The 24,618-nt window shown below is 58.8% G+C and carries 20 protein-coding genes; 10 read left to right on the forward strand and 10 right to left on the reverse strand.

The annotated features are described in order from the left end of the window. Nucleotides 1–40: 40 nt before the first annotated feature. From BM074_RS13790 to lpxB, 9 genes are all read left to right on the forward strand, one after another. Complete coding sequence (locus BM074_RS13790) at nucleotides 41–766, forward strand: isoprenyl transferase (RefSeq protein ID WP_081815939.1); 726 nt, start codon at nucleotides 41–43, stop codon at nucleotides 764–766. Beyond that, a complete protein-coding gene (locus BM074_RS13795) occupies nucleotides 763–1,590 on the forward strand; it encodes a phosphatidate cytidylyltransferase (protein ID WP_027232608.1) in 828 nt (275 codons plus the stop codon). Before BM074_RS13790 ends, BM074_RS13795 begins: the two co-directional genes overlap by 4 nt. Before the next feature lie 69 nt (nucleotides 1,591–1,659). Further along, nucleotides 1,660–2,790, forward strand: coding sequence for an RIP metalloprotease RseP (rseP, locus tag BM074_RS13800; protein ID WP_091922708.1), 1,131 nt, complete (start codon nucleotides 1,660–1,662; stop codon nucleotides 2,788–2,790). Between the two features lie 230 nt (nucleotides 2,791–3,020). After that, complete coding sequence (bamA, locus tag BM074_RS13805) at nucleotides 3,021–5,396, forward strand: outer membrane protein assembly factor BamA (protein WP_027232610.1); 2,376 nt, start codon at nucleotides 3,021–3,023, stop codon at nucleotides 5,394–5,396. Nucleotides 5,397–5,448: 52 nt separating this feature from the next. Continuing rightward, nucleotides 5,449–6,504 (forward strand): UDP-3-O-(3-hydroxymyristoyl)glucosamine N-acyltransferase, encoded by a 1,056-nt coding sequence (lpxD, locus tag BM074_RS13810; RefSeq protein ID WP_027232611.1) that lies wholly within the window; start codon nucleotides 5,449–5,451, stop codon nucleotides 6,502–6,504. Further along, complete coding sequence (fabZ, locus tag BM074_RS13815; protein ID WP_027232612.1) at nucleotides 6,497–6,982, forward strand: 3-hydroxyacyl-ACP dehydratase FabZ; 486 nt, start codon at nucleotides 6,497–6,499, stop codon at nucleotides 6,980–6,982. The genes lpxD and fabZ overlap by 8 nt, the downstream gene beginning before the upstream one ends. Next, nucleotides 6,982–7,815, forward strand: a complete 834-nt coding sequence (gene lpxA / locus BM074_RS13820) for an acyl-ACP--UDP-N-acetylglucosamine O-acyltransferase (RefSeq protein WP_091922710.1) — start codon at nucleotides 6,982–6,984, stop codon at nucleotides 7,813–7,815. The genes fabZ and lpxA overlap by 1 nt, the downstream gene beginning before the upstream one ends. Further along, the gene (gene lpxI / locus BM074_RS13825) at nucleotides 7,799–8,686 is read left to right on the forward strand and encodes an LpxI family protein (protein ID WP_244532856.1); all 888 of its coding nucleotides are present in this window, start codon (nucleotides 7,799–7,801) and stop codon (nucleotides 8,684–8,686) included. The genes lpxA and lpxI overlap by 17 nt, the downstream gene beginning before the upstream one ends. Then, a complete protein-coding gene (gene lpxB, locus BM074_RS13830) occupies nucleotides 8,676–9,851 on the forward strand; it encodes a lipid-A-disaccharide synthase (RefSeq protein WP_091922713.1) in 1,176 nt (391 codons plus the stop codon). The genes lpxI and lpxB overlap by 11 nt, the downstream gene beginning before the upstream one ends. A gap of 63 nt (nucleotides 9,852–9,914) precedes the next feature. On the opposite strand, the gene gltA is transcribed toward lpxB, so the two are convergent. Both gltA and gltX read right to left on the reverse strand, forming a co-directional pair. After that, nucleotides 9,915–11,207 (reverse strand): citrate synthase, encoded by a 1,293-nt coding sequence (gltA, locus tag BM074_RS13835; protein ID WP_027232616.1) that lies wholly within the window; start codon nucleotides 11,205–11,207, stop codon nucleotides 9,915–9,917. A gap of 149 nt (nucleotides 11,208–11,356) precedes the next feature. Further along, nucleotides 11,357–12,781 (reverse strand): glutamate--tRNA ligase, encoded by a 1,425-nt coding sequence (gene gltX, locus BM074_RS13840; RefSeq protein ID WP_091922715.1) that lies wholly within the window; start codon nucleotides 12,779–12,781, stop codon nucleotides 11,357–11,359. Nucleotides 12,782–13,038: 257 nt separating this feature from the next. On the opposite strand from gltX, the gene BM074_RS13845 reads away from it, so the two are divergent. Continuing rightward, on the forward strand, nucleotides 13,039–15,342 hold the full coding sequence (locus BM074_RS13845) for a ComEC/Rec2 family competence protein (protein WP_175499018.1): 2,304 nt from the start codon (nucleotides 13,039–13,041) through the stop codon (nucleotides 15,340–15,342). Here BM074_RS13845 and lexA read toward each other — a convergent pair. From lexA to BM074_RS13885, 8 genes are all read right to left on the reverse strand, one after another. Next, a complete protein-coding gene (gene lexA / locus BM074_RS13850; protein ID WP_091923015.1) occupies nucleotides 15,336–16,055 on the reverse strand; it encodes a transcriptional repressor LexA in 720 nt (239 codons plus the stop codon). The genes BM074_RS13845 and lexA overlap by 7 nt on opposite strands. 165 nt (nucleotides 16,056–16,220) lie before the next feature. Then, nucleotides 16,221–16,643: a hypothetical protein gene (locus BM074_RS13855; protein ID WP_348271662.1), complete on the reverse strand. Its 423-nt coding sequence runs from the start codon at nucleotides 16,641–16,643 to the stop codon at nucleotides 16,221–16,223. A 67-nt stretch (nucleotides 16,644–16,710) separates the two neighbouring features. Continuing rightward, a complete protein-coding gene (locus BM074_RS13860; RefSeq protein ID WP_139217667.1) occupies nucleotides 16,711–18,780 on the reverse strand; it encodes a DUF7507 domain-containing protein in 2,070 nt (689 codons plus the stop codon). A gap of 285 nt (nucleotides 18,781–19,065) precedes the next feature. Further along, entirely contained in the window at nucleotides 19,066–20,274 is a 1,209-nt protein-coding gene (gene glp, locus BM074_RS13865) for a molybdopterin molybdotransferase MoeA (RefSeq protein WP_091922721.1), read from the reverse strand. A 1-nt stretch (nucleotide 20,275) separates the two neighbouring features. Then, nucleotides 20,276–20,767, reverse strand: coding sequence for a cyclic pyranopterin monophosphate synthase MoaC (gene moaC, locus BM074_RS13870; protein ID WP_027233330.1), 492 nt, complete (start codon nucleotides 20,765–20,767; stop codon nucleotides 20,276–20,278). Continuing rightward, the gene (gene trpC, locus BM074_RS13875; RefSeq protein WP_091922723.1) at nucleotides 20,764–21,582 is read right to left on the reverse strand and encodes an indole-3-glycerol phosphate synthase TrpC; all 819 of its coding nucleotides are present in this window, start codon (nucleotides 21,580–21,582) and stop codon (nucleotides 20,764–20,766) included. The genes moaC and trpC overlap by 4 nt, the downstream gene beginning before the upstream one ends. A gap of 2 nt (nucleotides 21,583–21,584) precedes the next feature. After that, complete coding sequence (gene trpD, locus BM074_RS13880; protein ID WP_091922724.1) at nucleotides 21,585–22,604, reverse strand: anthranilate phosphoribosyltransferase; 1,020 nt, start codon at nucleotides 22,602–22,604, stop codon at nucleotides 21,585–21,587. A gap of 15 nt (nucleotides 22,605–22,619) precedes the next feature. Beyond that, nucleotides 22,620–24,509: a SurA N-terminal domain-containing protein gene (locus tag BM074_RS13885; RefSeq protein WP_091922726.1), complete on the reverse strand. Its 1,890-nt coding sequence runs from the start codon at nucleotides 24,507–24,509 to the stop codon at nucleotides 22,620–22,622. Between the last annotated feature and the right edge of the window lie 109 nt (nucleotides 24,510–24,618).

Raw genomic sequence — 24,618 nt, forward strand, 5'->3', positions numbered from 1 at the left:
ATCTCGCAAGAGATGTGCTCGATCCGCTAACTGGAGGTCAATGCCTATGTCCATCCCACGCCACATTGCCATCATCATGGATGGAAATGGCCGTTGGGCAAAGGCGAGGGGTCTGCCCCGTACGGCAGGCCACAAGGCTGGCGTCGAGACGCTGCGTGAAACCATCCGGGCTGCCGGCAAGATGGGCATCCCGTTCATGACGCTGTTTGCCTTCTCGTCGGAAAACTGGTCGCGGCCGCGTTCCGAGGTTTCCGACCTGATGGGCTTGCTCAAGCTCTTCATTAGGCGCGATCTGGCCGATCTGCACCGTGAGAACGTCCGGGTGCGTATCATTGGTGAACGCGAAGGGCTGGGGAAAGACATTCGCGCGCTCCTGACCGAAGCCGAGACGCTGACGGACGCAAATACCGGTCTCACGCTCGTCATCGCCTTCAATTATGGCTCGCGCAACGAGATTGCCCGTGCGGTTCAACGGTTGGTAGCCGACGTCTCTGCCGGGGTTCTTGCCGCGGATGCGGTAACGCCGGAGGCGATCACAGCGCGCCTGGATACGGCCGGCATCCCGGATCCCGACGTGATTATCCGCACGAGCGGCGAAATGCGCCTTTCGAATTTTCTGCTCTGGCAGGCCGCCTATTCCGAGTTCGTCTTCCTTCCCTGCTATTGGCCGGATTTCCGCCCGTCGAATCTCGCCGAGGCGATTGAGACATTCCAGATGCGCGAACGGCGCTTTGGCGGCGTGACAGCCCAGGACATCGCTCTGTGACCTTCTTCGGAAGCGGCCTTTCCAACCTGCAAAAACGCATCATTAGCGCGATTGTCCTGATTATCATCGCCGTGGCGATGACCTGGATGGGCGGATTCGCCTTCGGTCTCCTGGCCTCGGCAATCGGCATCAGCGTCTTCTATGAATGGCAGCTCATCATTGCGAACCGATCGACTCCTTTGACGCGGGGGCTGGCATGGGGTGGCCTCCTGCTGCTCGTGGTCGTGCTGCTTTTTGCACGGGATACGTTCGTGATGATGGTCATCCTGTTCGGCGGTGCCTTCATCATCGCCGCTGTCGGTCGACGGGAGACCGGCTACTGGCCGGCGGCGGGTCTCCTCTATGCGGGGCTGCCTTGCATCGCGCTTACCTTGCTGCGCGGCGATACGGGCGATGGCTTTGCCGCCATTCTTTTCCTGTTCGCGGTGGTCTGGGCGACCGACATATTTGCCTATTTCAACGGGAAGGCGCTCGGCGGCCCCAAACTTGCCCCGCGGTTTTCACCGAACAAGACTTGGGCGGGTGCCATTGGTGGTGCGGCTGCCGGTGTCGCCGCCGGCGTTGCCTGCGCGGCATTCATCGGTCCTGCCGGCGGCGTGCCAATTCCGCTCATCGCACTGCTCCTGTCCGTGGTCGCCCAGATAGGCGATCTTGGGGAATCGTGGATGAAGCGAAAGTTCGGCGTCAAGGATTCGAGCCGCCTCATACCTGGTCACGGTGGCGTGATGGACCGGGTCGACGGGCTTGTCGCTGCGGCAGCATTACTATACGTCATCGGGGCAGTTCTGGTGTCGCCGGAAACGCCATACGACATACTTTTCTAGACGGCTGAGCTTTGAGGCCCGATACGGGCCGTGCCAATGTGTTGCAGCCCGGAGGATACATAGACGGACATGCTGCACACCCTTTTTGGCACACAAAGCGTACTGATCGGCACCATCCTGCCATTCCTGATAGTTTTGACGGTCGTCGTCTTCGTCCATGAAATGGGGCACTATCTGGTCGGTCGTTGGTGCGGAATCGGCGTCAAGGCTTTCTCTGTCGGCTTCGGACCGGAGCTCATCGGATTCAACGACCGCAAGGGAACGCGCTGGAAACTCTGCGCCATTCCCCTTGGCGGTTATGTCAAATTCGCCGGCGACGAAGGGGTAACGAGTTCGCTCGCGGCGCCTGCCGCTGCGATGAGCGCCGAGGAGCGCGCCGTTTCCTTCCATACGCAGCCCGTATGGAAGCGTGCTGCGACCGTCTTTGCCGGACCCGCGTTCAATATCCTGCTCACCATTGCGATTTTCTCCGTCTTTTTTGCCCTCTACGGCAAGATGGTAGCCGATCCGATGGTTGCGGAAGTGCGACCGGGAGGTCCGGCAGCCATTGCAGGATTTCAGCCTGGCGACCGGTTTGTCAGCGTCGATGGCGACAAGGTTGAAACCTTTGCCGATGTTCAGCGCATCGTTTCCTCGCGCGGCGGCGATTCGCTTGATTTCGTCGTCGAACGCAACGGACAGGATGTAAAGCTGACGGCGACGCCCGAATTGACTGAACAAAAGGACCCGCTTGGGAACACTGTCAAAATCGCAGTGATCGGCGTCGTCAACAACCAGGAACTCGGCAACTTCCGGCGCATTGAGTACGGCCCGGTCGAATCAGTCGTGCAGGCCGTGCGGGAAAGCGGCTTCATCATGGCCCGCACCGGGCAGTTCTTCGGCCGATTCTTCGCCGGACGCGAGGATAAATGCCAGCTCGGTGGCCCTGTGAAGATCGCAACAATGGCGGGGCAGGCGGCAAGCCAGGGAGTGGACTGGCTTATACAGCTGACAGCGATGCTGTCGATCGGAATTGGCCTCCTCAATCTTTTCCCGTTGCCGCCGCTCGATGGCGGGCATCTTGTCTTCTACGCCGCCGAGGCAGTCATCGGCAGGCCCGTGAAACCGGCAGTTCAGGAGCTGTTCTTCCGCTTTGGCTTCTTTCTTGTGCTTGGTTTCATGGGATTCGTCATCTTCAACGATCTCTTCGCCTGCCGGTGACAAAGATTAAACATTGATGAAAATTAGAGGCTTGGGCTGGCAAATGGACATGATCTGTTTACTATAAGCCCTTATTGGCGTGGCAGGGATGCCACGCTTTCGCGTGAAGTAAACAGATTTTAACCGTAAGCCTTGCGTGTATGTAAAAACCGGTTATGACGGTGTGCGAGTAAGTGCTTAGTCCGGGATCTCGCCCGGGGACAACGAGAAAACGAAGGTTCATAAGGCCTATGGCGGCAAGTTCAAGATTTGTTGGTGCAGCGTCGGCGCTCGCCATATCAGCGGCGCTGGTAAGTTCTGGTGCAATCGTGACCACGGTTGCAGGCGTAACAGTCGCGCAGGCAGCAACAGTTAGCCGCATTGAAGTGCGTGGTAATGCTCGTGTCGACGCCCAGACGGTGCGCGACAATCTCGGCATTACCCCAGGCAAGCCTTTCACCAACGCTGATATCGATGAGGCCACCAAGCGTCTGTTTGCGACCGGCCTGTTCAGCGATGTGCGCATCAGCCAGGCAGGCGGCGCGCTTATCGTGCAAGTGTCCGAGCATCAGGTTGTCAACCAGGTGATTTTCCAGGGCAACAAGAAGATCAAAGACCCGCAGCTGCAGAATGCCGTTCAGTTGAAGCCGCGCGCTTCGTTCGATCAGGCAACGCTTGATGCTGATGTGGAAGCCGTCCGCGCTGCCTATCGCAATGTCGGCCGCAGCGACGCGACCGTCAATGCCCGCACGATGGATCTCGGCGAAGGCCGCGTTAACGTCGTTTTCGAGATCAACGAAGGCGATCGCACCAAGATCACTGCAATCAATTTTGTCGGCAACCAGGCATTCGGCGACCGTCGCCTCAGCGACGTGATCTCGACCAAGCGTTCCAATCCGCTGTCCTGGCTGACCCGCAACGACGTCTATAGTGAAGACCGCCTGCGCGCTGACGAAGAAGCGCTGCGCCGGTTCTACTACAACCGCGGCTATGCGGATTTCCGCGTCGTGTCCTCGACTGCCGATCTTGATCCGGCGACGAACGATTATACTATCACCATCACGGTTGAAGAGGGTGAGAAGTACACGTTCGGCCCGATCCAGATCGAAAGCTCGGTTGAAGGTGTCGATACCTCGCAGCTCAATGGTCTCGTAAAGACGCGCGAAGGCGATACCTATAGCGCCAAGGACGTCGAAGATTCGATCATCAAGGTTTCGGAGCGCGTTGCCGGTCAGGGCTATGCCTTCGCCAAGGTTGAGCCGCGCGGCGACCGCAACTTCGAGAATCATACGATTTCGGTTACCTACGCCATCGATCAGGGCCCGCGCGCCTATGTCGAGCGCATCGAAATCCGCGGCAACGAAAAGACGCGTGACTTCGTCATTCGCCGCGAATTCGATGTCAGTGAAGGCGATGCCTTCAATCAGGTTCTCATCCAGCGCGCCAAGCGCCGGCTCGAAGCCCTTGATTTCTTCACCACCGTCAACATTTCGACCGCTCCCGGTTCGCAGCCGGATCAGGTCATACTTGTTGTGGACGTCGTTGAGAAATCGACCGGTGAATTCTCGATCGGTGGTGGTTATACGACCGGTGGCGAAAATCCTGGCCCGACGGTGGAAGGCTCGATCACCGAGCGCAACTTCCTTGGCCGCGGCCAGTATATCCGCATTGCAGCCGGTGCCGGTCTCGACAACAACCGTTCCTACTCGCTGTCATTCACCGAACCCTACTTCCTCGGTCAGCGCATTGCAGCGGGTTTCGATATCTACAAGCGTCAGTCCGGCGTCAGCGACAAGTATGAAACCGATGTCACCGGTGGCACGATCCGTTTTGGACTGCCGATCTCGGAGGCACTGGTTGCAGGCGTTGCCTATAACCTGTCGCGCGAAGAATACACGATCGACGACGAAGCGATGATCCCGGGTACGAACATCCCGGATCCGACCGAAATCTCGCAGGCGTTCATCGATGCGGCTGAAGAGAGCCCGTGGATCAAGTCGTCCGTAAGCTGGTCTCTGACCTACAACACCATTGACGACACCAAGAACCCGCATGACGGTATCTATGCGAAGTTCAATCAGGAATATGCAGGTCTCGGCGGCGACGCGAACTTCCTGAAGTCGACCTTCAAGGGCCAGTACTACAAGACCTTGTCGGATGAAATGGACATTGTCGGCCTCCTCGGTGTCGGTGCTGGCTATATTGCCGGCTTCGGCGACGAAGATCTGCGCGTGTTCGACTTGTTCAAGAACAATTCGGAAATGATCCGCGGCTTCAAATATGCCGGTATCGGTCCTCGCGATACCACCGTTACCGATTCGAAGGGCAGCTTCCTCGGCGGCACGACTTACTTCAATGCTTCGGCGGAAGCGCAGTTCCCGATGCCCGTGATACCGGAAAGCCTCGGCATCCGTGGCGCGGTCTTCGCGGATGCGGCAACGCTCTATGGTAACGACCTTCCGGAAGCGCAGGGTACCACTGGTTCCGAATGGCGCGCATCGCTTGGCGCCAGCATCATGTGGGCCTCGCCCTTCGGCCCGCTGCGCTTCGACTATGCGGTCCCGGTCAAGAAGGTTGACGGCGATCAGGAGCAGAACTTCAACTTCGGCATGTCGAGCAAATTCTGATAGATTGCTGACCTCCCGGGGGACAAACTTCCCCGGGGGAGAAAGTTAGTCGATGGCCGATCCGATCTTTTATGAGCCACTCAAGAATGTGACTATTGGTCAGATCGCTGGTCTGACCAATGGCGTACTTGTGGATGGCTCATTAGCCAATCGCCTTGTGAAGCGTTTGGCTTCCATCACAGAATCGGGGCCTGATGCGCTTGTTTTCGTCGAAAGCAAGAAACATGCGCACAATCTCGCGGGATTGAAGGCTGCGGGCATCCTGTGCACCGATGAGATCAAGGGCAGTGTCCCGAAGAACGTCGCTGTCATTGTGACGCGGCATCCCCAACAGGATTTTGCTGCGATTGGCCGTGCGCTCTACCCGAATGCCGTCACAGCGCATTTGTGGAGTGGCCAGACAGGTATCTCCGAGCATGCAATCGTCGATCCTTCCGCTGAAATCGAAGACAATGTAACGATCGAGCCCGGCGCGATTATCGGCAGTAATGTATCGATCGGGTCGGGCACGGTGATTGCGGCAAACGTGGTTATCGGCAATGGCTGCAAGATCGGCCGCGATTGCTACGTGGCACCAAATTCGTCCATCCAGTATGCGTTTCTTGGCAATCGCGTGCTGCTGCATCCTGGCGTGCGTATCGGACAGGATGGCTTCGGTTATGTCGCCGGCAGGGCAGGACTTGAAAAGATGCCGCAGCTTGGCCGCGTCATTATCCAGGACAATGTAGAGATTGGCGCGAATACCACGGTAGACCGGGGGGCACTAGCGGATACGGTCATCGGCGAAGGCACTAAAATCGACAATCTGGTGCAGATTGCCCACAATGTACGCATCGGCCGTCATTGTGTTATAGCCGCACAATGTGGCATTTCCGGCAGCGTTGAACTCGGCGATATGACGAGGCTTGGAGGAAGCGTCGGCATTGCTGATCACGTCAACATTGGATCGCGCGTCGAGATTGCGGCGGCGAGCGGCGTGATGAATGATATTCCGGATGGCGAGAGATGGGCCGGCGCGCCCGCCCAGCCATTCAAGCAGTGGTTTCGTGAAATCGCCAGCGTTCGTGCGATGACGAGGACCAAGAAGGAGAGCGGTTCAGATGAGTGACAATGTGAAGGTGGACAGTCTCGGCGTTGCCGACATCCAGAAGGTTCTTGCGAACCTGCCGCATCGTTATCCATTTCTGCTGATCGATCGCATCGTCGATATCGATCGCGACGTTTCGGCCACGGGTATCAAGAATGTGTCGATCAACGAACCACATTTTGCCGGACACTTTCCTGAACTGCCGATCATGCCTGGTGTTTTGATCATCGAAGCCATGGCACAGACAGCCGGCGCAATCGTGCTATTCCATAATGGCAGCGGCAAGCCGGGCAAGGTCTTCTTCATGACCATCGACAATGCCAAGTTCAGAAAGCCGGTCGTTCCGGGCGACCAGTTGAAACTGCGCGTCACCAAGCTCAAGCAGCGGGGCAACATCCATAAATATGGATGCATCGCCGAGGTTGACGGTTTCAAGGTGGCGGAAGCCGAAGTCGCCGCCATGGTCAGTTTCCCTGATGAAGATGAGACCGGCGCCTGATGTCCTTGTCCATTATTCACCCGACCTCGATCATCGAGCCGGGCGCAGTCATTGGTGAGAGGGTTTCGATCGGCCCGTTCTGCCATGTGAGTCCCGATGCCGTTATCGGCGATGATGTCGAACTCCTGAGCCATGTGGTCATCATGGGCCCGACGACGCTGGGGAATGGCGCGAAGGTCTATCCGAACGCCGTACTCGGCGGCGAGCCGCAGAACACCAAGCATAAGGGTGGTCGCACGACCCTCGTCATCGGCAAGAACTGCGTCATCCGCGAAGGCGTCACCATGCACCGCGGCACGGACGGGAGCCGCGGCATAACCACGGTCGGCGATAACTGCATGTTCCTGGCCTATGCGCATGTGGCGCATGATTGCATCATCGGCGACGACGTGACTTTTTCCAACAATGTCATGATCGGCGGCCATGTCACCATCGGCAATAATGTGATTATCGGCGGCGGCGCCGGCATTCATCAGTTTGTGCGCGTTGGCCACCATGCCTTCATTGGCGGGCTTGCGGCGCTGGCGAGCGATCTCGTGCCCTATGGAATGGCAATCGGCAACCATGCCTATCTTGGCGGACTGAATATTATTGGCATGAAGCGGTCTGGCATGGCCCGTCCGGAGATTCACAAGCTCCGTCACGCTGTGCGCATGCTATTCGATCGCACGAAGTCTATCAGGGCGAGGGCAGACGACGTTCGCGCTGCCTATCCGGATTCGCCGGCTGTCGCGGACCTGATCGACTTCATCACCACTGATACCAAGCGCGCTTACTGCACGCCGCCGCTCGATTCCGCTATCGAGATCAGTGACAGTGACGACAACAGCTAAAGTTCCGCCCGCGATTTCAGGCAGGACAGCCATCGTCGCTGGCAATGGCCAACTGCCTCTGGCCGTGGCGGAGAGCCTACGAAAACAAGGCGCCGATCCGTTGATGATCGCCATCAAGGGCGAGGCGGAGCCTTCGATCTATCAGGGAAAACACGCCGAGATTTCCATCGTCGAACTCGGCGGCCTCGTCAAAATCCTGAAGGCCGAAGGCATCGCGAACGTGGTACTGGCGGGCGGCGTTCGGCACCGCCCGGAGTTTCGCCACGCTCTGCGCCCGGGCAACGGCAACCTTGTGGCCCTCTACCGCTTCCTGCGCGCGTTCCGGCTTGGCGACGATGGGCTGCTGCGCGCCGTTATCGCAACCATCGAATCCTATGGATTTCGGGTTGTGGGCGCCCATGAGATCGTCCCTGATATTGTAACGCCTGAGCCATCGACGCTTACGCGCAAACAGCCGGATCAGGACAGCATCGCCAATATGCAGGCCGCTCGGCGAGCTGCTGCCGCCATCGGCGCGCTCGATATCGGCCAGGGGGCCGTTGCGGTGGGTGGCCGCGTGGTTGCGCTCGAGGGGGTCGAAGGCACCGACGCGATGCTGCAGCGCGTCGCCGAGCTGCGTCTGGCGAAACGCATACACAGCACGGGAGGCGTGCTGGTCAAATGCGCCAAGCCGCAGCAGGAGGTGCGGGCGGATCTTCCGGCGATCGGCATCAGCACCATTGAGAATGCTGCAAAGGCCGGCCTCAAGGGCATCGCCATCGAGAGCGGGCGTACGTTGATCCTCGGCTACGAGGAAACGATAAAGGCCGCCAATGAGGCCGGCCTGTTTGTCGAGACCTTTGTCCAGGAGACGCGCACCGATGCCAGCTGAAAAACCGCTGCGCCTCGCGATCGTCACAGGCGAAGAATCCGGTGATCTGCTCGGTGCCGATCTCGTCGAGGCGCTGCGTCGCAGCTTCCCCGGCGACGTGCCGCTGACAGGCGTTGGCGGCGAGCATCTTGCGGCGCTCGGTCTCGACAGCCTGTTCGACCAGCATGAAATCGCCCTTGTAGGCTTGAGTGCCATCGTCAAGAAGCTGCCGCAACTCATCCGGCGCATATCTCAACTTGCCAATGCGATTGTCGCCGCCAAACCCGATTGCCTGGTGATCATCGACAGCCCCGACTTCACCCATCGTGTGGCGCGCAAGGTGAGGGCCGCCGACCCTTCGATCCCTATCGTCAACTACATAAGCCCCTCGGTCTGGGCCTGGCGGCCGGAACGGGCCAAGGCGATGCGATCCTATATCGACCATGTGCTTGCAATCCTGCCTTTCGAAGTGGAGGCCTTGAAGGATCTTGACGGTCCGCCTGCGACCTATGTCGGCCATCGGCTCGTTTCGCACGCGCCGCTTCTTGAAGCTGCGCGGCAGAACCGCTCGCGCGAAGCGCAGCTTGGCGAACGCACCGAAAAGAATCTCGTTGTCTTGCCAGGATCGCGCCGGTCCGAGGTAACGAGCCTCGCAGAGCCGTTTGGAGAAGCCATCGAACTTCTCGCCAAACGTGGCAATCGGATCAAGGTGACGCTGCCCACTTTGCCGAAGATCGAGCCACTGGTCAGGGAGCTTACAGCGGGCTGGAAAATCCAGCCGGACATAGTCGTCGGCGAGGCGCAGCGTCTACATGCTTTTGCGGCCGCCGATGCCGCGCTTGCGGCGTCCGGCACCGTGTCGCTTGAGCTTGCGCTCGCCCGCATCCCGACCGTTCTCTCTTACCGGCCGGACTGGCTCGCACGCACCTTTCTGGCACCGCGCATCACCATCTGGAGCGCAGCCCTGCCGAACATCATCGCAGATGCACCGGTCGTGCCGGAATATTTCAACGTGTTTGTTCGGGCCGGATCTCTGGCCCGCCAGCTCGAACAATTGCTGGTTCCCGGCCATCGCCGCAGCGCCCAGCTCGAAAGTTTCGACAAGATTGCCAGCCTGATGCAGACTGAGCGCCCGTCGGGTGAAATCGCAGCGCAGAAAGTGCTCGAGCTGGCAAAGCGCAATTAGAAATCCGGCCAGCAAAAAAGGGCGCCAAACGGCGCCCCTTGTTTCATTACGTGTGCAGGCAGATTACTTGCGATTCTCGACGCTTACATAGTCACGCTGTGTTGCACCGGTGTAGAGCTGGCGCGGACGACCGATCTTCTGGTGCGGGTCCTCGATCATTTCCTTCCACTGGGCGATCCAGCCAACCGTACGTGCCACAGCGAAGAGCACGGTGAACATGGTGGTGGGGAACCCGAGTGCCTTCAATGTGATACCCGAATAGAAGTCGACATTCGGATAAAGCTTCTTTTCGATGAAATATTCATCCGTTAGCGCGATTTTCTCGAGCTCCATGGCAACGTCGAGCAGAGGATCGTCCTTGATGCCGAGTTCGCCAAGGACTTCCTTGGTGGTCTGCTGCATGATCTTCGCGCGCGGATCATAGTTCTTGTAGACCCGGTGGCCAAATCCCATCAGGCGGAACGGATCGTTCTTGTCCTTGGCGCGGGCGATAAACTCCGGAATGCGGTCGACCGAGCCGATTTCGCCGAGCATGTTGAGTGCGGCTTCGTTGGCGCCGCCATGGGCAGGACCCCACAGGCAGGCGATGCCTGCTGCGATACACGCAAACGGGTTTGCGCCGGAAGAGCCCGCGAGACGCACGGTCGACGTCGACGCGTTTTGCTCATGATCCGCATGAAGAATGAAGATCCGGTCCATCGCGCGTGCAAGCACTGGATTTGGCACATAGTCTTCACAGGGCACGGCAAAGCACATGTGCAGGAAGTTCGTCGCGAAATCGAGGTTGTTGCGCGGATAAACGAATGGCTGGCCGATGTGGTACTTATAGGCCATGGCAGCGAGGGTCGGGATCTTGGCGATCATGCGGATCGAGGCGACCATGCGCTGATGCGGATCAGAAATATCGGTCGAGTCGTGGTAGAACGCGGACAGCGCGCCGACGCAGCCGACCATGACGGCCATGGGATGCGCGTCGCGGCGAAAACCACTGAAGAAACGCGACATCTGCTCGTGCACCATCGTGTGATGGGTTACGCGATAGTCGAAATCGGCCTTCTGGCTCTTCGTCGGCAGTTCGCCGTAAAGCAGCAGATAGCAGGCTTCTAGAAAATCGCCATGCTCGGCCAGTTGCTCGATAGGATAGCCGCGGTGCAGCAGGATGCCTTCATCGCCGTCGATATAGGTTATCTGCGACTCGCAGGACGCCGTGGACGTGAAACCGGGATCATAGGTAAAGGCGCCCGTGTTCTTGTAGAGTGTCCCAATGTCCACGACATCCGGTCCAATGGTCCCCTTGCGCACGGGCATTGAGAACTGGTGACCATTTAGATCGATGTTGACGTTGTTTTCAGACATTGCCGTTCCTTTCTTGCTTCAGCTTGCGCTGATCCAGCGCAAAAGCACTTGCCTCAAGCGAGGCCGTAGATCGTGAATTCCTCAGGCACGACACCGTACTCAAACGGCGCGATGTTGCAATGCAAAAATGCGCCTGAAGGACGCACTTCTCATCCTTTTACCTGGTCCTTGATCCGGCCGAGGGATTCGTCCCTTCCGAGCACCTCAAGCACGTCAAAAACACCCGGAGACGTTGCTCTTCCTGTCAATGCGGCACGCAGCGGCTGTGCCACTTTGCCGAGTTTGAGCCCGGTTTTTTCGGCATAGACCCGCACTGCGGTATCGAGCGCGGGCGCCGTCCAGTCATCGACCGCAGCAAGCTCGGGCAACACGCCGGCCAGCACGCCCAAACCTTCGTCATTCAGCAGTGCCGCTGCCTTGTCGTCGAGCGTCAGCGGACGTTCAACGAAAAGGTATTTCGCGCTGTCAGCGAGTTCGACAAGCGTCTTTGCACGCTCCTTGAGGCCTGGCATGGCCGCCACGAGCTGTTGCCTGGTCGTATCGTTGAGCCGGGCGAGAATTGCTTCGCCGCCCTCCATCTCGGGCAGGATGGCGATCATGGCCTCGACCAACGCGGCATCGTCCGTGATGCGCATATAATGGCCGTTAATTGCCTCGAGCTTCTGGAAATCGAAGCGGGAGGCGCCCCGATTAATGTCCGATATCTCGAACCACTCGATCATCTGTGCGTCCGACATGATCTCGTCGTCGCCGTGGCTCCAGCCCAGGCGGACGAGATAATTGCGCAGTGCGGCGGGCAGGTAGCCCATTGCGCGATACGCCTCAACCCCGAGCGCACCGTGGCGCTTCGAAAGCTTGGCGCCATCCGCGCCGTGAATGAGTGGAATATGGCCCATAACCGGTACATCCCAACCCATGGCATTATAAATAACGGTCTGACGCGCTGCGTTGGTCAGGTGGTCGTCACCGCGAATGATATGCGTAACGCCCATGTCGTGGTCGTCAACGACCACAGCATGCATATAGGTAGGCGTGCCATCGGAGCGCAAGATGATGAAATCGTCGAGATCCTTGTTGGGAAAACGCACGTCGCCCTGAACTTGATCGTGCACGACAGTCTCGCCTTCCTGCGGCGCCTTGACCCGAATGACCGGCTTGATGCCCTCAGGTGCTTCCTTGGGATCGCGGTCGCGCCAGCGTCCGTCATAACGCGGCGGCCGGCCTTCGGCGCGGGCTTTCTCGCGCATTTCTTCAAGCTCGGCCGGCGATGCGTAGCAATAATAGGCTTTGCCCTTGGCAACAAGTTCCTCGGCGACCTCGCGGTGGCGACCGGCGCGGGCGTATTGGGATACAGCCTCGCCATCCCAATCGAGGCCGAGCCAGGTCAAGCCGTCGAGGATGGCGGTTACCGCCGCCGCCGACGAACGTTCGCGATCCGTATCCTCGATCCGCAGCAGCATCTTGCCGCCCGTATGCTTTGCATAGAGCCAGTTGAACAGTGCCGTGCGGGCACCGCCAATGTGGAGGTAGCCGGTAGGGGATGGGGCAAAACGTGTAACGACAGGGGACGACATGGGAGCTCCAGGGACGCGTCGCGCTATTAGCCGAACGTCCAATCGAATTGATCTGGCGTTCATGTAGCATAGCACCGCTGAGGTGCAAGGGTATTGGTGCTTGGGGGCAAATGGAGGAGCCGCAGACCAGATCAAAAATCGATGAGCGGCTATTCTTTTTCAGTGTTCAGGACACTGGCAACGCCGTTGCGACCTATCCAGGCACAGAAACAGGCGTTCTAACGCGAGGGACTGAACTCTCTGCGGGTAGGCGACCCATGGCGATCGCCATGGCGGCGATAAGGCGCGCCTTCGTCGCAACGCCGACGTTTTTTAGCCAGGAGATCGAGCGCGGCACGCTGTTTCTGTTTCTCCCGGTGTGTTGCGGCATCGGCGCCATCATCTATTTCAGCGCGTCGGCCGAGCCAAGACTGAGCGCCATTTTGTTTGGGCTGACCCTGCTTGTCGGGCTGATGCAGCTCGCCCATTCCCGTCCGAGGACCAGACTGGCGCTCGACTTTGCAGTTGCCGTTGTCGCGGGAATGGTCGCCGGCAAGCTCGAAACCATGCGCGCAGATACGAAAATGCTTGGGTCGGACATTACCACCCGTTTGACCGGACGCGTCGTGGCCATGGCTAGAGACGCAAGAGGCGGCTGGCGCGTCACCCTCGACATTATCGCAACCGAGCGGCCGACACTCCGCTATTCGCCGCAACGGGTTGTCGTGTCGGCGCGATCCGTGCCGGCAGGAATGAAAATTGGCGCGGGACTGCAGGGCCTCGTCCACCTGCGTCCGCAGCGAGGTCCGGTACGGCCCGGCAATTACGATTTTGCGTTCAATAATTACTATAAGGGCGTAGGCGCAAATGGGTTTTTCCTTGGCAAACCTCAACTGGCCGCAACGCCGGTCGATGAGGCGATTGCGTCTCAAGCCTGGCAGACGGTCGCCAATATCCGCCAGCAACTTACGCAGCGTGTGCTTTCCCGCATCAAGGGGGAACCCGGCGATATTGCGGCTTCGCTGATTACCGGCCAGCGCGACGGCATCAGTGAGGCGACGAATGACGCAATGCGACTGAGCGGGCTTTCGCATATTCTTTCGATTTCCGGATTTCACATGGCGCTGGTGGCCGGCATCATCGTCGGCTCGCTTCGCGCCAGCATGGCCCTCTTTCCCGGCTTTGCAGCCCGCTATCCAATGAAAAAACTGGCGGCATTCGTCGCCCTTGCCGGTTCCGGTTTCTATCTCCTGCTCTCCGGCGCCGACGTAGCGGCACAGCGCAGTTTCGTGATGCTGGCGGTGATGCTCATTGCCATGATGGCCGATCGCGCGGCAATCTCCATGCGCAATCTCGCCATCGGCGCTTTGATCGCGATAGCGCTGCTTCCGCATGAAATTCTCGGACCGAGTTTCCAGATGTCATATTCGGCGACAGGCGCGCTCATTGCATATTACGGCTGGAGATCGCGCCGAAAGAACAGGTCAAACCGAACGAAAGGCGAGGGATTGCTTCTGCGTTTGCCGATGATGGCGGCAAGCCATGTCGGCGCTATCGCCATGACTTCGTTGGTTGCCGGGACGGCGAGCTCGATCTTCGCCGCCTACCATTTCAACAACACAGCGCCGCTTGGGCTTGTGGGCAACGCGCTGGCGCTGCCCGTTGTCTCGATCTTTGTGATGCCGTTTGCGGTGCTTGCTGTTCTTGCGATGCCATTTGATCTCGATTGGCTGCCGTTTGCTGTCATGGAACGCGGCATCGAATGGGTCATTGCGATCGCGAAGATGGTCAGCGCGCATTCGCCAAGCGGCAATTTCGGATCAATGCCGCAAACGAGCCTGCTTTTGATGACCGCGGGACTGGTCCTGCTCATGTTGCTGACAACGCGGCTGCGGCTCGTTGGATTTGCAGTAATGGCATTGGCCATAGTGCCGCTCCGCTCTGCACGTCCGCCGGATATAGTGATTGCTGAAGAGGGCAGGCTCGTCGCCTTGAGCGCCCCCGATGACACGCTGACGGTGAACCGTGCCACGGCAAGCCGGTTCACCCTCGATAACTGGCAGCAGGGGTACGGCGCAATTCGAGTGCTCACGCCGGCAAAGAATGGCGCATCGCCGGCCGATGGACAATTTGAGTGCGCCGACGGCGTGTGCCTGGCGAGGGAAGCCGGCGGCCTGATCGTCGCCTATACGGACGATCCGACCAAAAAATCAACGGCTTGTGCCGAGGGCGATATCGTCGTCCTTGCCTTTACCGGTCCCACAGCAACCTGCGAGCCGGGGGACGTTCTTGTAATTACGGCGCAGGACCTGGCGCTACGCGGTTCCGCAGAAATCAAGTTCGGCGACAACAAGGTCGATCCACCGTCCGGCCTTGATGCGGCTGCATTTGCTGTAGAACAACTGCAGGCACGCCTCCAGTCTGCAAACATTATCTACGCAGTAGGCTCCCCGCAGCGCCCCTGGAACGCCTATCGGGTCTTCTCCCGCACCGCCCGTAATCTTGCGGAGCAAAAACCGCAGCGGCGTGCCGCAAAGACCAAGCCACCGGCAGACGATCAGGAAAACCCGATACGTCAGTAACGGCGGATCAAACCGACCAGCTTGCCCTGCACGCGCACCCGATCCGGCCCGAATATGCGCGTCTCATAGGCCGGATTGGCGGCCTCGAGAGCAATCGATGCCCCTTTGCGCCGAAAGCGCTTCAAGGTTGCCTCTTCGTCATCGACAAGCGCAACCACGATTTCACCGGGATTGGCGGTGTCGCCGCGCCGAATGACGACCGTGTCGCCGTCGAAGATGCCCGCCTCGATCATGGAATCGCCCTTGACCTCCAGCGCATAATGCTCCCCGCTGCCGATCATGTCCGGCGGCAGGCCAATCATATGCGTCTGATTCTGGATGGCGGAGATTGGTACACCGGCCGCGATCCGGCCCATGACGGGTATGTTGACGATCGTCGGCGCACCGTCGTCATCCGAAGCGCGTGGCTGCGGGCGGGGGGGGGCGACATTGCGGCCGAGGCTGCCCTCGATCACGCTTGGCGAAAATTTCTTTTGCGCATTGAGACCAGGCGCAATTGAATCCGGCAGGCGCAGGACTTCCAGCGCCCGCGCACGGTTAGCAAGCCGTCGAATGAAACCTCGTTCCTCGAGCGCTGTTATCAGCCGATGTATCCCTGATTTGGACGCAAGGTCCAATGCATCCTTCATCTCGTCGAAGGATGGAGGGATGCCGGTTTCCTTAAGACGCTCATGGATAAAGAGCAGAAGTTCGTGTTGTTTACGCGTGAGCATCGGCGATCCTTCGAAACGGAATCGGAAAAACAAAACCAGAACAAACACTATCTGTTCCAGTTGTGTTCCACAAGTATTAATATGTCGTGTAGAAGGAGTGCGCCGATATCCAAATAGCGCATCTGGCCCGTTGCCGGCACATGCGCGATGAACAACGCCGATGCGTCAGTACTTGCCGACGACGTTGAAGAACACACCGCGGTCGTTGAGCGTCAGGTCGCGCAGATCGTCGGAGAAATTCCCGAAATTATAGCCGACGCCGACCTTGAAGTTGTCACCGACGTGGCGATAAACGGCGGTGAGCACGCCAAGATCTGTCGTATCCGCCTCGGCCATGTGCATAACCCGCCCTTCCAGCAAGGCGTCCCATTTCTTGACGATGTGAAAATCGGTTCGAACAATGCCGAGATGCGCTGAGGAAGTCTGCCAATCGGAGAATGCGTCGAGATCGTCCTGAAGCCGCTCGCGCACTTGACCGTAGCGGAAGCCGTATTTCGCGCCGACGGACAGCCAGGGAACGAGATCGTAGGTGAAATCGGCGGAAAGAATGTTGCTGCGCTGTGCTGGCCCGTATTCGTCGCCGGTCACCGCGCTGACCTGATCCTCGCCCGGAAGATCATAAAGCCACGTATATTTGAAGAGGGCGTTCAGCCGGTCATTTGTGATCGGACGGTAAGCATACCGGAATAGAGGGAGGAACGCCTTCGCTGCTGGCCGTCGCCGTATTGACGATCTTGCCGGTGTCGAGGTCGTCCTGTTTGATCGTATATTCGGCGGTACAGGTCAGCGTGGCCTTTGCCGGCAACCCGCCGGGCGGCAGCGGATCGCATTTTACCGTATATCTGTCGTCCGTGACCACAATGGGTTTGGTGATCGTCCCATTGCCGGTATTGGTGACGGTGTATTTATAGACGATCTTCTCGCCGACGGCCGAATAGGGATTGGGTGTGATCTTTATGTCCAAGCCCATGACAGGAAGACGATAAGCCGTGGCCGACACTTTTGGAGATGAGAACTTGCTGGTAGCGGCGGCTGCGGTATTGGTTACCTTGTTGGCGTCGAGATCGGCCTGAACGACCGTGTAGGACGCCGAGCATGCGATCGACGCGTTTGGTAAAAGTCCGCCGACCGGAAGGGAAGGACAGGTGACGCTACTGATTTTGTCGTCATTAATATTTATCGTATCTGTAATCGCAACGTTGCCGGAATTGGTAATCGTGTAACTGTAGTTAATCTTATCTCCAACATTCGAGTAGAGATCGCCACTTGTGATGGTCTTCGCCACCGTCATGGCGTAACGATACGGCGTATTCTTGAAGATGCAGGTAATGTCGTCGCCCGCTACAGGAGTGAGATCGAAACTAGTTCTTTTCCCAGAAGGAAGACCTTCGGTGGAGCCGCCAGTTGCGTTTGTGCAAGAGTATTCTGGAAGATACTCCGCAGACGATTTGTTTGGCGCGGATTCAGAAAAGGTATACTTCGAACCCACTGCAACGTTGGTTAGTTGTGCGATACCCTCAGCGGCAGAACCCGCGCCCGTCGTAGTGGTGGTCACTTGCACGACTTTGCTGGCGTCTGCGATCATTAAAACAAACTGATCGGCTGGATTGCCACGATTCGCGGTCAGTTCCTTCTTGAGGGTTAGCCGTGCGTCGTCATCCAGTATTGTGTACGTCGTGGTGGTCGTCGATTTGCCACCGCACGACGTCGTACTTGCGAGCGTGTACGCGGCGCTATTCGGCTTGATGGTGAGGAGAATCGTTTCGTTGGGCTCAAGATCCTTGTCGTTCGCGACCTTGATGCCGGTTGGGACGCCGTTGGTGCCGTCATAGTCCCCGGCTGGGATATTGATGGTGAATGTGTTTGTCCCGTTGGGCGTCGTAAAGTCTTTTCCGAGCGTCGCCGTACCGCTGACGATGACCGTCACGGCCAACGGTTTGGTAAGGGTTCCGGCGAGACGTAGCGTCGGCAGATTTGCTGATTCGATGCTTTCCGCGCCGCTGCCTTCGGCGGGTTGGAACTCGATATATGGCCCCAGCTCTATTTGAACGTCGTCAAGAAAGTTTCCGCTACTGCCGGGGTCGCTCGATCTGAACCCCAGAGTTTGCAAGCCGGAGTCACCCGTATATTTGAAAGAGCCGCTGCGTTTTTTCCAACCATCCGCCTTTCTTACAACGTCAGAGACAATTTCCGTTGTCGAGCTGTCAGCCGGCAACCCGGCAGGCTTTGAGGTCGGCGATATGTTGAAAAACAGTGTTTCATTGCCGTTTCCGCGGGCGCGGTGACTGAATCGCCAGTTGAAAGTTTCTCCGGTAACGAGACAAACGGTCTGGAAGAGTCGCGAAGACTCATTAGCGTTTAATTCGACGAACTGAAGACCGTCCGACGCAAATACGCCACCTTCACCTGATCGCCAGAACTCCATGAATCCACCGGTTCCCCCTGTAAGACTTCCGCCGGGCAAGACCGACAAGCAAGTCCCCGAAGGATTACCGCTTTTAGTGTGGGATGTGTTCCAGCCGGGAACGAGATCTTCGCGAAAAGTCGCATAACAGGGCAAGAGCCCAATCACCGGGTCTTCGAAGCTTTGATTGATCATGCTTCGCTGCACCTGGGCCTGGGCGACGCCCGGGAACACCCATGTCAGGAGCCCTGCAAAGGTAATTGCCAGAAAATACTTAGATAAATTGGCCCAAAAACGGGCAACTCTCATAAATAAAATCAATGTAAATAACCTTCGGGCAATAAATCATATACCGCGCAAAATAATCTCGCGTAAAGAAGAACAATTTCTGATAAGCGCTACAACAAAGCGCTAAAAACCCTTCCAATAATTATTCAAAATGCCCCGGATGCGGCGTATTACTTTATTAGTATCGCTGTATGCCTACAACCGATGGTTGTACTACTTAAAAAAACATCGAATCAACTTATGAAGTTGTAACAAAATTAGTTTGCCGGGTCCATAGACGGCAATGCGTGCACCCTTGCAACAACCATTGATGTTGCCCTAGCGCAACATCAAGACTTCGCAGGGTGACCCCGCAGGTGCCGCCGGCGCAAACGGCTTGCGCACGATCAGGCCGTTCGCTTCGACGAAAAACTTCAGCATCGAGGAATCCTGCAGCGCGAATGGCGTGGCGACGAGCGTGCCGTCCGGCTGCCGTAGGACGCGAGCCCGCACATAGTCCTGTCGCTGGTCGTTCATCGCCATGTCGGTTCCGAGTTCGGCGCTGCGCATATTCGGCTCGTGTGCAAGACCGCTGAACGCGCGGATAAGCGGCACGAGGAAGATATGCGCGCAGATGAGACTGGATACGGGATTGCCGGGAAGCCCGAGAATCCGGGTGCCGTCAAGACGGCCGAACATCAACGGCTTGCCGGGCCGCAGCGCGATCTTCCAGAAATCGAGAACCATGCCGCGCGCAGCGAGCGCGGGCTGGACGAGATCATGATCGCCGACGGATGCGCCGCCGAGGGTCACGACGACATCGGCGTCGGCGGCCGTGGCGCGGTCGAAAGCTGCGCTCAGGGCTTCGGCGCGGTCTTCGGCAATACCAAGATCGATGGCGAAGCCGCCCGCCTGGCGGATGATTTCGGCAAGGCCGAAACTGTTCGATGCGACGATCTGGTCAGGTCGCATATCTTCACCGGGAGCAACCAGTTCGTCGCCAGTCGCAAGGATTGCGATGCGTGGCCGGCGCACGACCGGGACCGCCGGATGATTGCCCGATGCGGCAAGAGCCAGCGCGCCCGCATCGAGCACGCGTCCTGCCTCAAGCAGCACGTCATCTTCATTGAAGTCCAACCCGGCCTTTCGGATATTCTTGCCCTGCTCGACAGGCTCAGCGATCTCGATGCGATCGCCATGCGCAACAGTGTTTTCCTGGATGACGACGCTGTCAGCGCCGTCGGGAAGCGGGGCTCCCGTGAAGATCCGCACTGTCTCACCTGGGCCGACGGCACCGGCAAATGCATGCCCGGCGGCGGATTGACCGATCAATTGCAAGGTCGCAGGCACGGCCGCGGCATCCGCGGCGCGTACGGCGTAACCGTCCATCGCCGAGGCGGCAAAGGGCGGCTGCTGGCGCTTGGCGTGAAGATCTTCGGCGAGGACGCGGCCGCCTGCGTCCGCAAGGGGAACGATCTCGAAATCGAGCGTTTCGACACCGGCCAGAATCCGCGCCAGCGCTTCGTTGACGGGGAGGAGGGCTGCCATATCAGTTCCCGTTGATTGGATCGGCCGACCAGTCGCCGGATTTGCCGCCGGTCTTCCGCAACAGCCGAATATCCTGAATAATCATGGCTTTGTCAGCGGCTTTCGCCATGTCGTATATAGTGAGGCAGGCAACAGAGACCGCGGTCAGCGCCTCCATTTCAACGCCGGTCTTGCCCATCAGCTTTACCGTTGCAGACACTCTCAGGCCGGGCAATGCTTCATCCGCCTCTATATCGACTGCAATCTTGCTCAGAAGCAGCGGATGACAGAGCGGAATGAGGTCATGCGTCTTCTTCGCTGCCATGATACCGGCGATGCGGGCTGTACCGATCACGTCGCCTTTGGCGGCATTGCCAGCGCGGATGAGCGCCAATGTCTCGGGCCGCATTTTGACGCAACCTTCGGCGATCGCCACGCGTTCGGTTTCGCCTTTGCCGCCCACATCGACCATATGGGCCGCGCCCGTTTCGTCGAGATGGCTAAGCCTTGTCATGCCGCGTCGTTCTGTTGTGAAGCCGCGCCGTTCAGGAGGAGCCGTGTCGCCGCCGCGACATCGTCCTTTCGCATCAGGCTTTCACCGACAAGGAAAGTTCCGATGTTAGAGCGGGAAAGCCGCTCGCAATCCGCGTGCGTGAAGATCCCGCTCTCGCTGACAAGCAGCTTGTCCGCTGGAACCATGCCAGCCAGCCGCTCGGAAGTGGCAATGTCGACGTCGAACGTACGCAGGTCGCGGTTATTGATGCCAAGGAGCGGGGAGGTGAGTTTCAGCGCCCGCTCCATCTCGGCCTCGTCGTGAACCTCAACCAGCACGTCCATGCCGAGCGCCAGCGCCGTTTCCTCAAGCGCCTTGGCGAGATCGTCGGAAACACTGGCCATGATGATGAGGATGCAATCCGCCCCCCAGCTGCGCGCCTCATACACCTGATAAGTGTCGAACAGGAAATCCTTGCGCAGTGCAGGCAGACTGGTAGCGGCGCGCGCAGCGACCAGATACTCCGGTGCGCCTTGAAACGATGGCTGGTCCGTGAGAACGGAGAGACTGGCGGCGCCGCCTTCTTCGTAGGCCTTGGCGAGCCCGGGTGGATCGAAGTCCGGCCGGATCAGCCCCTTGGAAGGGCTCGCCTTCTTGATTTCGGCAATGAGGCCGAATTGGCCCGCATCGCGCTTTTTGCGCAGAGCAGCAAGGAAGCCACGCGGCGCATCCTCGTCGCGCGCCCGCGCCTGCAGTTCATCGAGCGGTGTCCGCGCCTTGGCGGCCGCGATCTCTTCGCGCTTATAGGCCTCGATCTTGCGAAGAATATCAGCCATGGTCAGATCGCCCCGCTATTGGATACGTGAACCAGCTTCTTTAGCACATTTCGCGCCGCGCCGCTGTCGATCGATTGGGCAGCCATGGCAATGCCGGCTTTCAGATCTGGGACCGCGCCGGCAATCACCAGCGCCGCGCCGGCATTGAACAGCGTAATATCGCGGTACGCGCCATGGGCGCCATCGAGGACGGAGAGCAGGGACACGGCATTCTCATCCGCCGAGCCGCCCTTCAGGTCCTGGGGATCGACGAGACGCAGGCCAAAGGACTCCGGGTCAATCTCGAATTGGCGAATGACGCCGTTTTCCAGCGCGGCGACTTTCGTGACGCCCGCAGTGGTAATTTCGTCAAGGCCATCCCCGTGAACGACCCAGACAGCTTCAGATCCGAGCGCCTTGAGCACGTGCGCGACCGGCTCGACCCATTCCGGGGAAAACACGCCGACGAGCTGGCGCTTGACACCGGCGGGATTCGTCAATGGCCCAAGCAGGTTGAAAACCGTCCGTGTGCCAAGTTCGACGCGCGCCGGCCCGACATGTTTCATGGCCGGGTGATGCATCGGCGCAAACATGAAGCCGATGCCTGCCTGCTCAATACAATCGCTGATCAGTTCCGGCCCGATCTCGATATTGATGCCTAGCGCCGCGAGCGTGTCGGCCGCGCCGGAACGCGAGGACAGCGCCCGATTGCCATGCTTGGCAACAGGAACGCCGGCACCGGCGGTAACGAAGGCAGCGCAAGTCGACACATTATAGGAGCCGGACTGATCGCCGCCCGTTCCGACGATATCGATGGCGTTTGCCGGTGCAGTCACCGTCAGCATTTTTGAGCGCATGGCAGAAACGGCGCCGGTGATCTCGTCGATGTTTTCGCCGCGCACACGCAGCGCCATCAACAGGCCACCAATCTGCGCCGGCGTTGCCTGTCCGGACATCATGATATCGAAGGCCTCGACCGCTTCCTCGCGGGTAAGAGCCCTGCCTGCTGCCGCAATGCCGATGAAGCGCTTTAGTTCAGCCATTCTCTTTCTCGCGGCTTAGCGGGCCAGGGCCCTGTCGATGACGGACTGGTTGACGGAAACAGGATAGACAGTCTGCAACTGCGAAACCAGTTGGTCGAGCAGATCATCGGCAAGACGATTGCCGATGGCATTCTTCTCGACCGTGGTAATCGCATCTGGTCCGACATTTGCTGGCTCGATCGATTCCGTCACCTTGAAGATCAGCTTCGAGCCATCGGTCGCCGATTCCGTGACGCCGACCACGCCTTCCGGGCCGTCGAACACCGAGGCAACACCACCTTGACCGAGATCCGCATCCTTGCTTTCGCGCGTGACGCCACGCTTCGTATCCCTGGTGAATTTGAACTCGGACGCAATCACATCCAGCGAAGTGCCATCGGCCACGCGCTTGCGTACCTCTTCCGCCTTGGCATTGAGCTGCTTTTCGATCTCCGCCTTCTTCCAGTTGGCGACGACGCGGGCCTTCACCTCGTCGAGCGGGCGCTCGCGCGCGGGCGTTACGCTGGTCACGTCGTACCAGAGATAGCCATTGGTGCCGAGATTGAACGGTTCGTTGTCAAAGCCGACATCGGCCTGGAAGACAGCGGCAAGCTGGTTCTCGTCAAAAGGAAGATCGGCGAGCTGCTTTTCGTCCATGCCCCGACCAGCCTGGTCGACCGCGTCGATGGTTACAACCTTGAGATTTTGCTTGGCTGCGGCCTCCGCCATGCTTTGCCCGTCAGCGCGCGCATTCTCGTAGGCGTCGTGCACGTCGCCGATGGTCAATGCCGCCTGGGCGAGAGCGAGGTTCTCACGAATGTCGTTTTCGACTTCCGAAAGCGGCTTGATGACCTCCGGCGTCGACGCGGTAACGCGAACGATCACCGGTCCGAAAGTACCCTTGAGCACGTCGCTGATGCCATTTGGCTGCAGCGCAAAGATGGCATCCGCGATCGAGCGATCGGGGAGGGCTGGCTTCGGGAATGTCCCGAGCCGGACGTCATCCATCGTCTTGCCTTCCGCTTTTACAACGTCCTCGAAGCTCGTTCCGGCTGCGATCTTGTCGTGCGCCGCCTTTGCCGCTTCCTCATTGGCGAAGGTAAGCTGCTCGATCGTCCGGGTTTCCGGGGTGGTGTAGCGGGCAATGTTCTTGTCGTATTCCGCCTTGATTTCTTCCGGCGCGACGGTTGCCGCGTTGGCGATGTCCTTCGGCTCGAGCTTTACATAGGTGATCTTGCGATACTGCGGCGCGCCGTAGGCCTCCTTGTTCGCTTCGAAATAGGCCTTCAGCGCGTCATCGCTCGGATCGGCGACGTCCTTGATGAAGTCGGCCGGCATGGCGACATAGTCGATGGTGCGCGATTCGCCTTTGTACATGGCGAGGGCCTTCAGCAGCGCATCGGGGGCCTTGATGCCGTCGGCGACCGCCTCGACGATCTGTTGGCGGCGCGCGACCTGCGCGCGATTGTCGAGGTAGCTCTGCGGGTTCATGCCGGCATTGCGCAACACGGCATTGAACTGCGCCTGGTTGAACCGACCATCCGGGCCATGGAAGGCTGGATCTTCTGCCGCAAGCTGGGCGAGGCGGTCCTTGGAGAGGCCGAGGGACATGGTGCGTGCCTGTTCGTCGAGAACGACGCCTGCAACGAGCTGTCCCTGGACCTGGTGCCCGATGCCGATGGCGTCAGCCTGTTCGCGCGTCAGCCTCTGGCCGAACTGCTGCGAGAGCGCAGCAAGCTGGCGGTCATAGGCGAGGCGGTAGTCTACCGGAGAAACCTCGGAATGGCCTGCGCGGATTGCCGCGCCGCCGCCGATTGCACCAAGGATCGTATTGGATACACCCCATCCGGCAAAGCTGATGACGAGAAGGCCCATGAGCACCTTGACCACCCAGGTCTGTGCAACATTGCGGAGAGAGTCGAGCATGAAAAATCACCGTGTCAGTCAAGAAGCATAATTTAATCCACGCGGGAATAGCGTGATGCAGGGCATGTGTCGATTGCTTTATCAATTGAATTTGCTAGTCAGGCAATCA

This window comes from Phyllobacterium sp. CL33Tsu (assembly GCF_900113985.1).
Lineage (GTDB): Bacteria > Pseudomonadota > Alphaproteobacteria > Rhizobiales > Rhizobiaceae > Phyllobacterium > Phyllobacterium pellucidum.

Excerpts from the sequence above, each read along its gene's own strand:
- lpxD (WP_027232611.1), top strand. The coding sequence starts at position 5,449 with ATGGCCGATCCGATCTTTTATGAGCCACTCAAGAATGTGACTATTGGT.
- glp (WP_091922721.1), bottom strand. The coding sequence starts at position 20,274 with ATGGCAGCCCTCCTCCCCGTCAACGAAGCGCTGGCGCGGATTCTGGCC.
- lpxA (WP_091922710.1), top strand. The coding sequence starts at position 6,982 with ATGTCCTTGTCCATTATTCACCCGACCTCGATCATCGAGCCGGGCGCA.
- lpxB (WP_091922713.1), top strand. The coding sequence starts at position 8,676 with ATGCCAGCTGAAAAACCGCTGCGCCTCGCGATCGTCACAGGCGAAGAA.
- bamA (WP_027232610.1), top strand. The coding sequence starts at position 3,021 with ATGGCGGCAAGTTCAAGATTTGTTGGTGCAGCGTCGGCGCTCGCCATA.
- fabZ (WP_027232612.1), top strand. The coding sequence starts at position 6,497 with ATGAGTGACAATGTGAAGGTGGACAGTCTCGGCGTTGCCGACATCCAG.
- gltA (WP_027232616.1), bottom strand. The coding sequence starts at position 11,207 with ATGTCTGAAAACAACGTCAACATCGATCTAAATGGTCACCAGTTCTCA.
- lexA (WP_091923015.1), bottom strand. The coding sequence starts at position 16,055 with ATGCTCACGCGTAAACAACACGAACTTCTGCTCTTTATCCATGAGCGT.
- BM074_RS13845 (WP_175499018.1), top strand. The coding sequence starts at position 13,039 with ATGGCGATCGCCATGGCGGCGATAAGGCGCGCCTTCGTCGCAACGCCG.
- BM074_RS13885 (WP_091922726.1), bottom strand. The coding sequence starts at position 24,509 with ATGCTCGACTCTCTCCGCAATGTTGCACAGACCTGGGTGGTCAAGGTG.
- moaC (WP_027233330.1), bottom strand. The coding sequence starts at position 20,767 with ATGACAAGGCTTAGCCATCTCGACGAAACGGGCGCGGCCCATATGGTC.
- trpD (WP_091922724.1), bottom strand. The coding sequence starts at position 22,604 with ATGGCTGAACTAAAGCGCTTCATCGGCATTGCGGCAGCAGGCAGGGCT.
- BM074_RS13790 (WP_081815939.1), top strand. The coding sequence starts at position 41 with ATGCCTATGTCCATCCCACGCCACATTGCCATCATCATGGATGGAAAT.
- rseP (WP_091922708.1), top strand. The coding sequence starts at position 1,660 with ATGCTGCACACCCTTTTTGGCACACAAAGCGTACTGATCGGCACCATC.
- trpC (WP_091922723.1), bottom strand. The coding sequence starts at position 21,582 with ATGGCTGATATTCTTCGCAAGATCGAGGCCTATAAGCGCGAAGAGATC.
- gltX (WP_091922715.1), bottom strand. The coding sequence starts at position 12,781 with ATGTCGTCCCCTGTCGTTACACGTTTTGCCCCATCCCCTACCGGCTAC.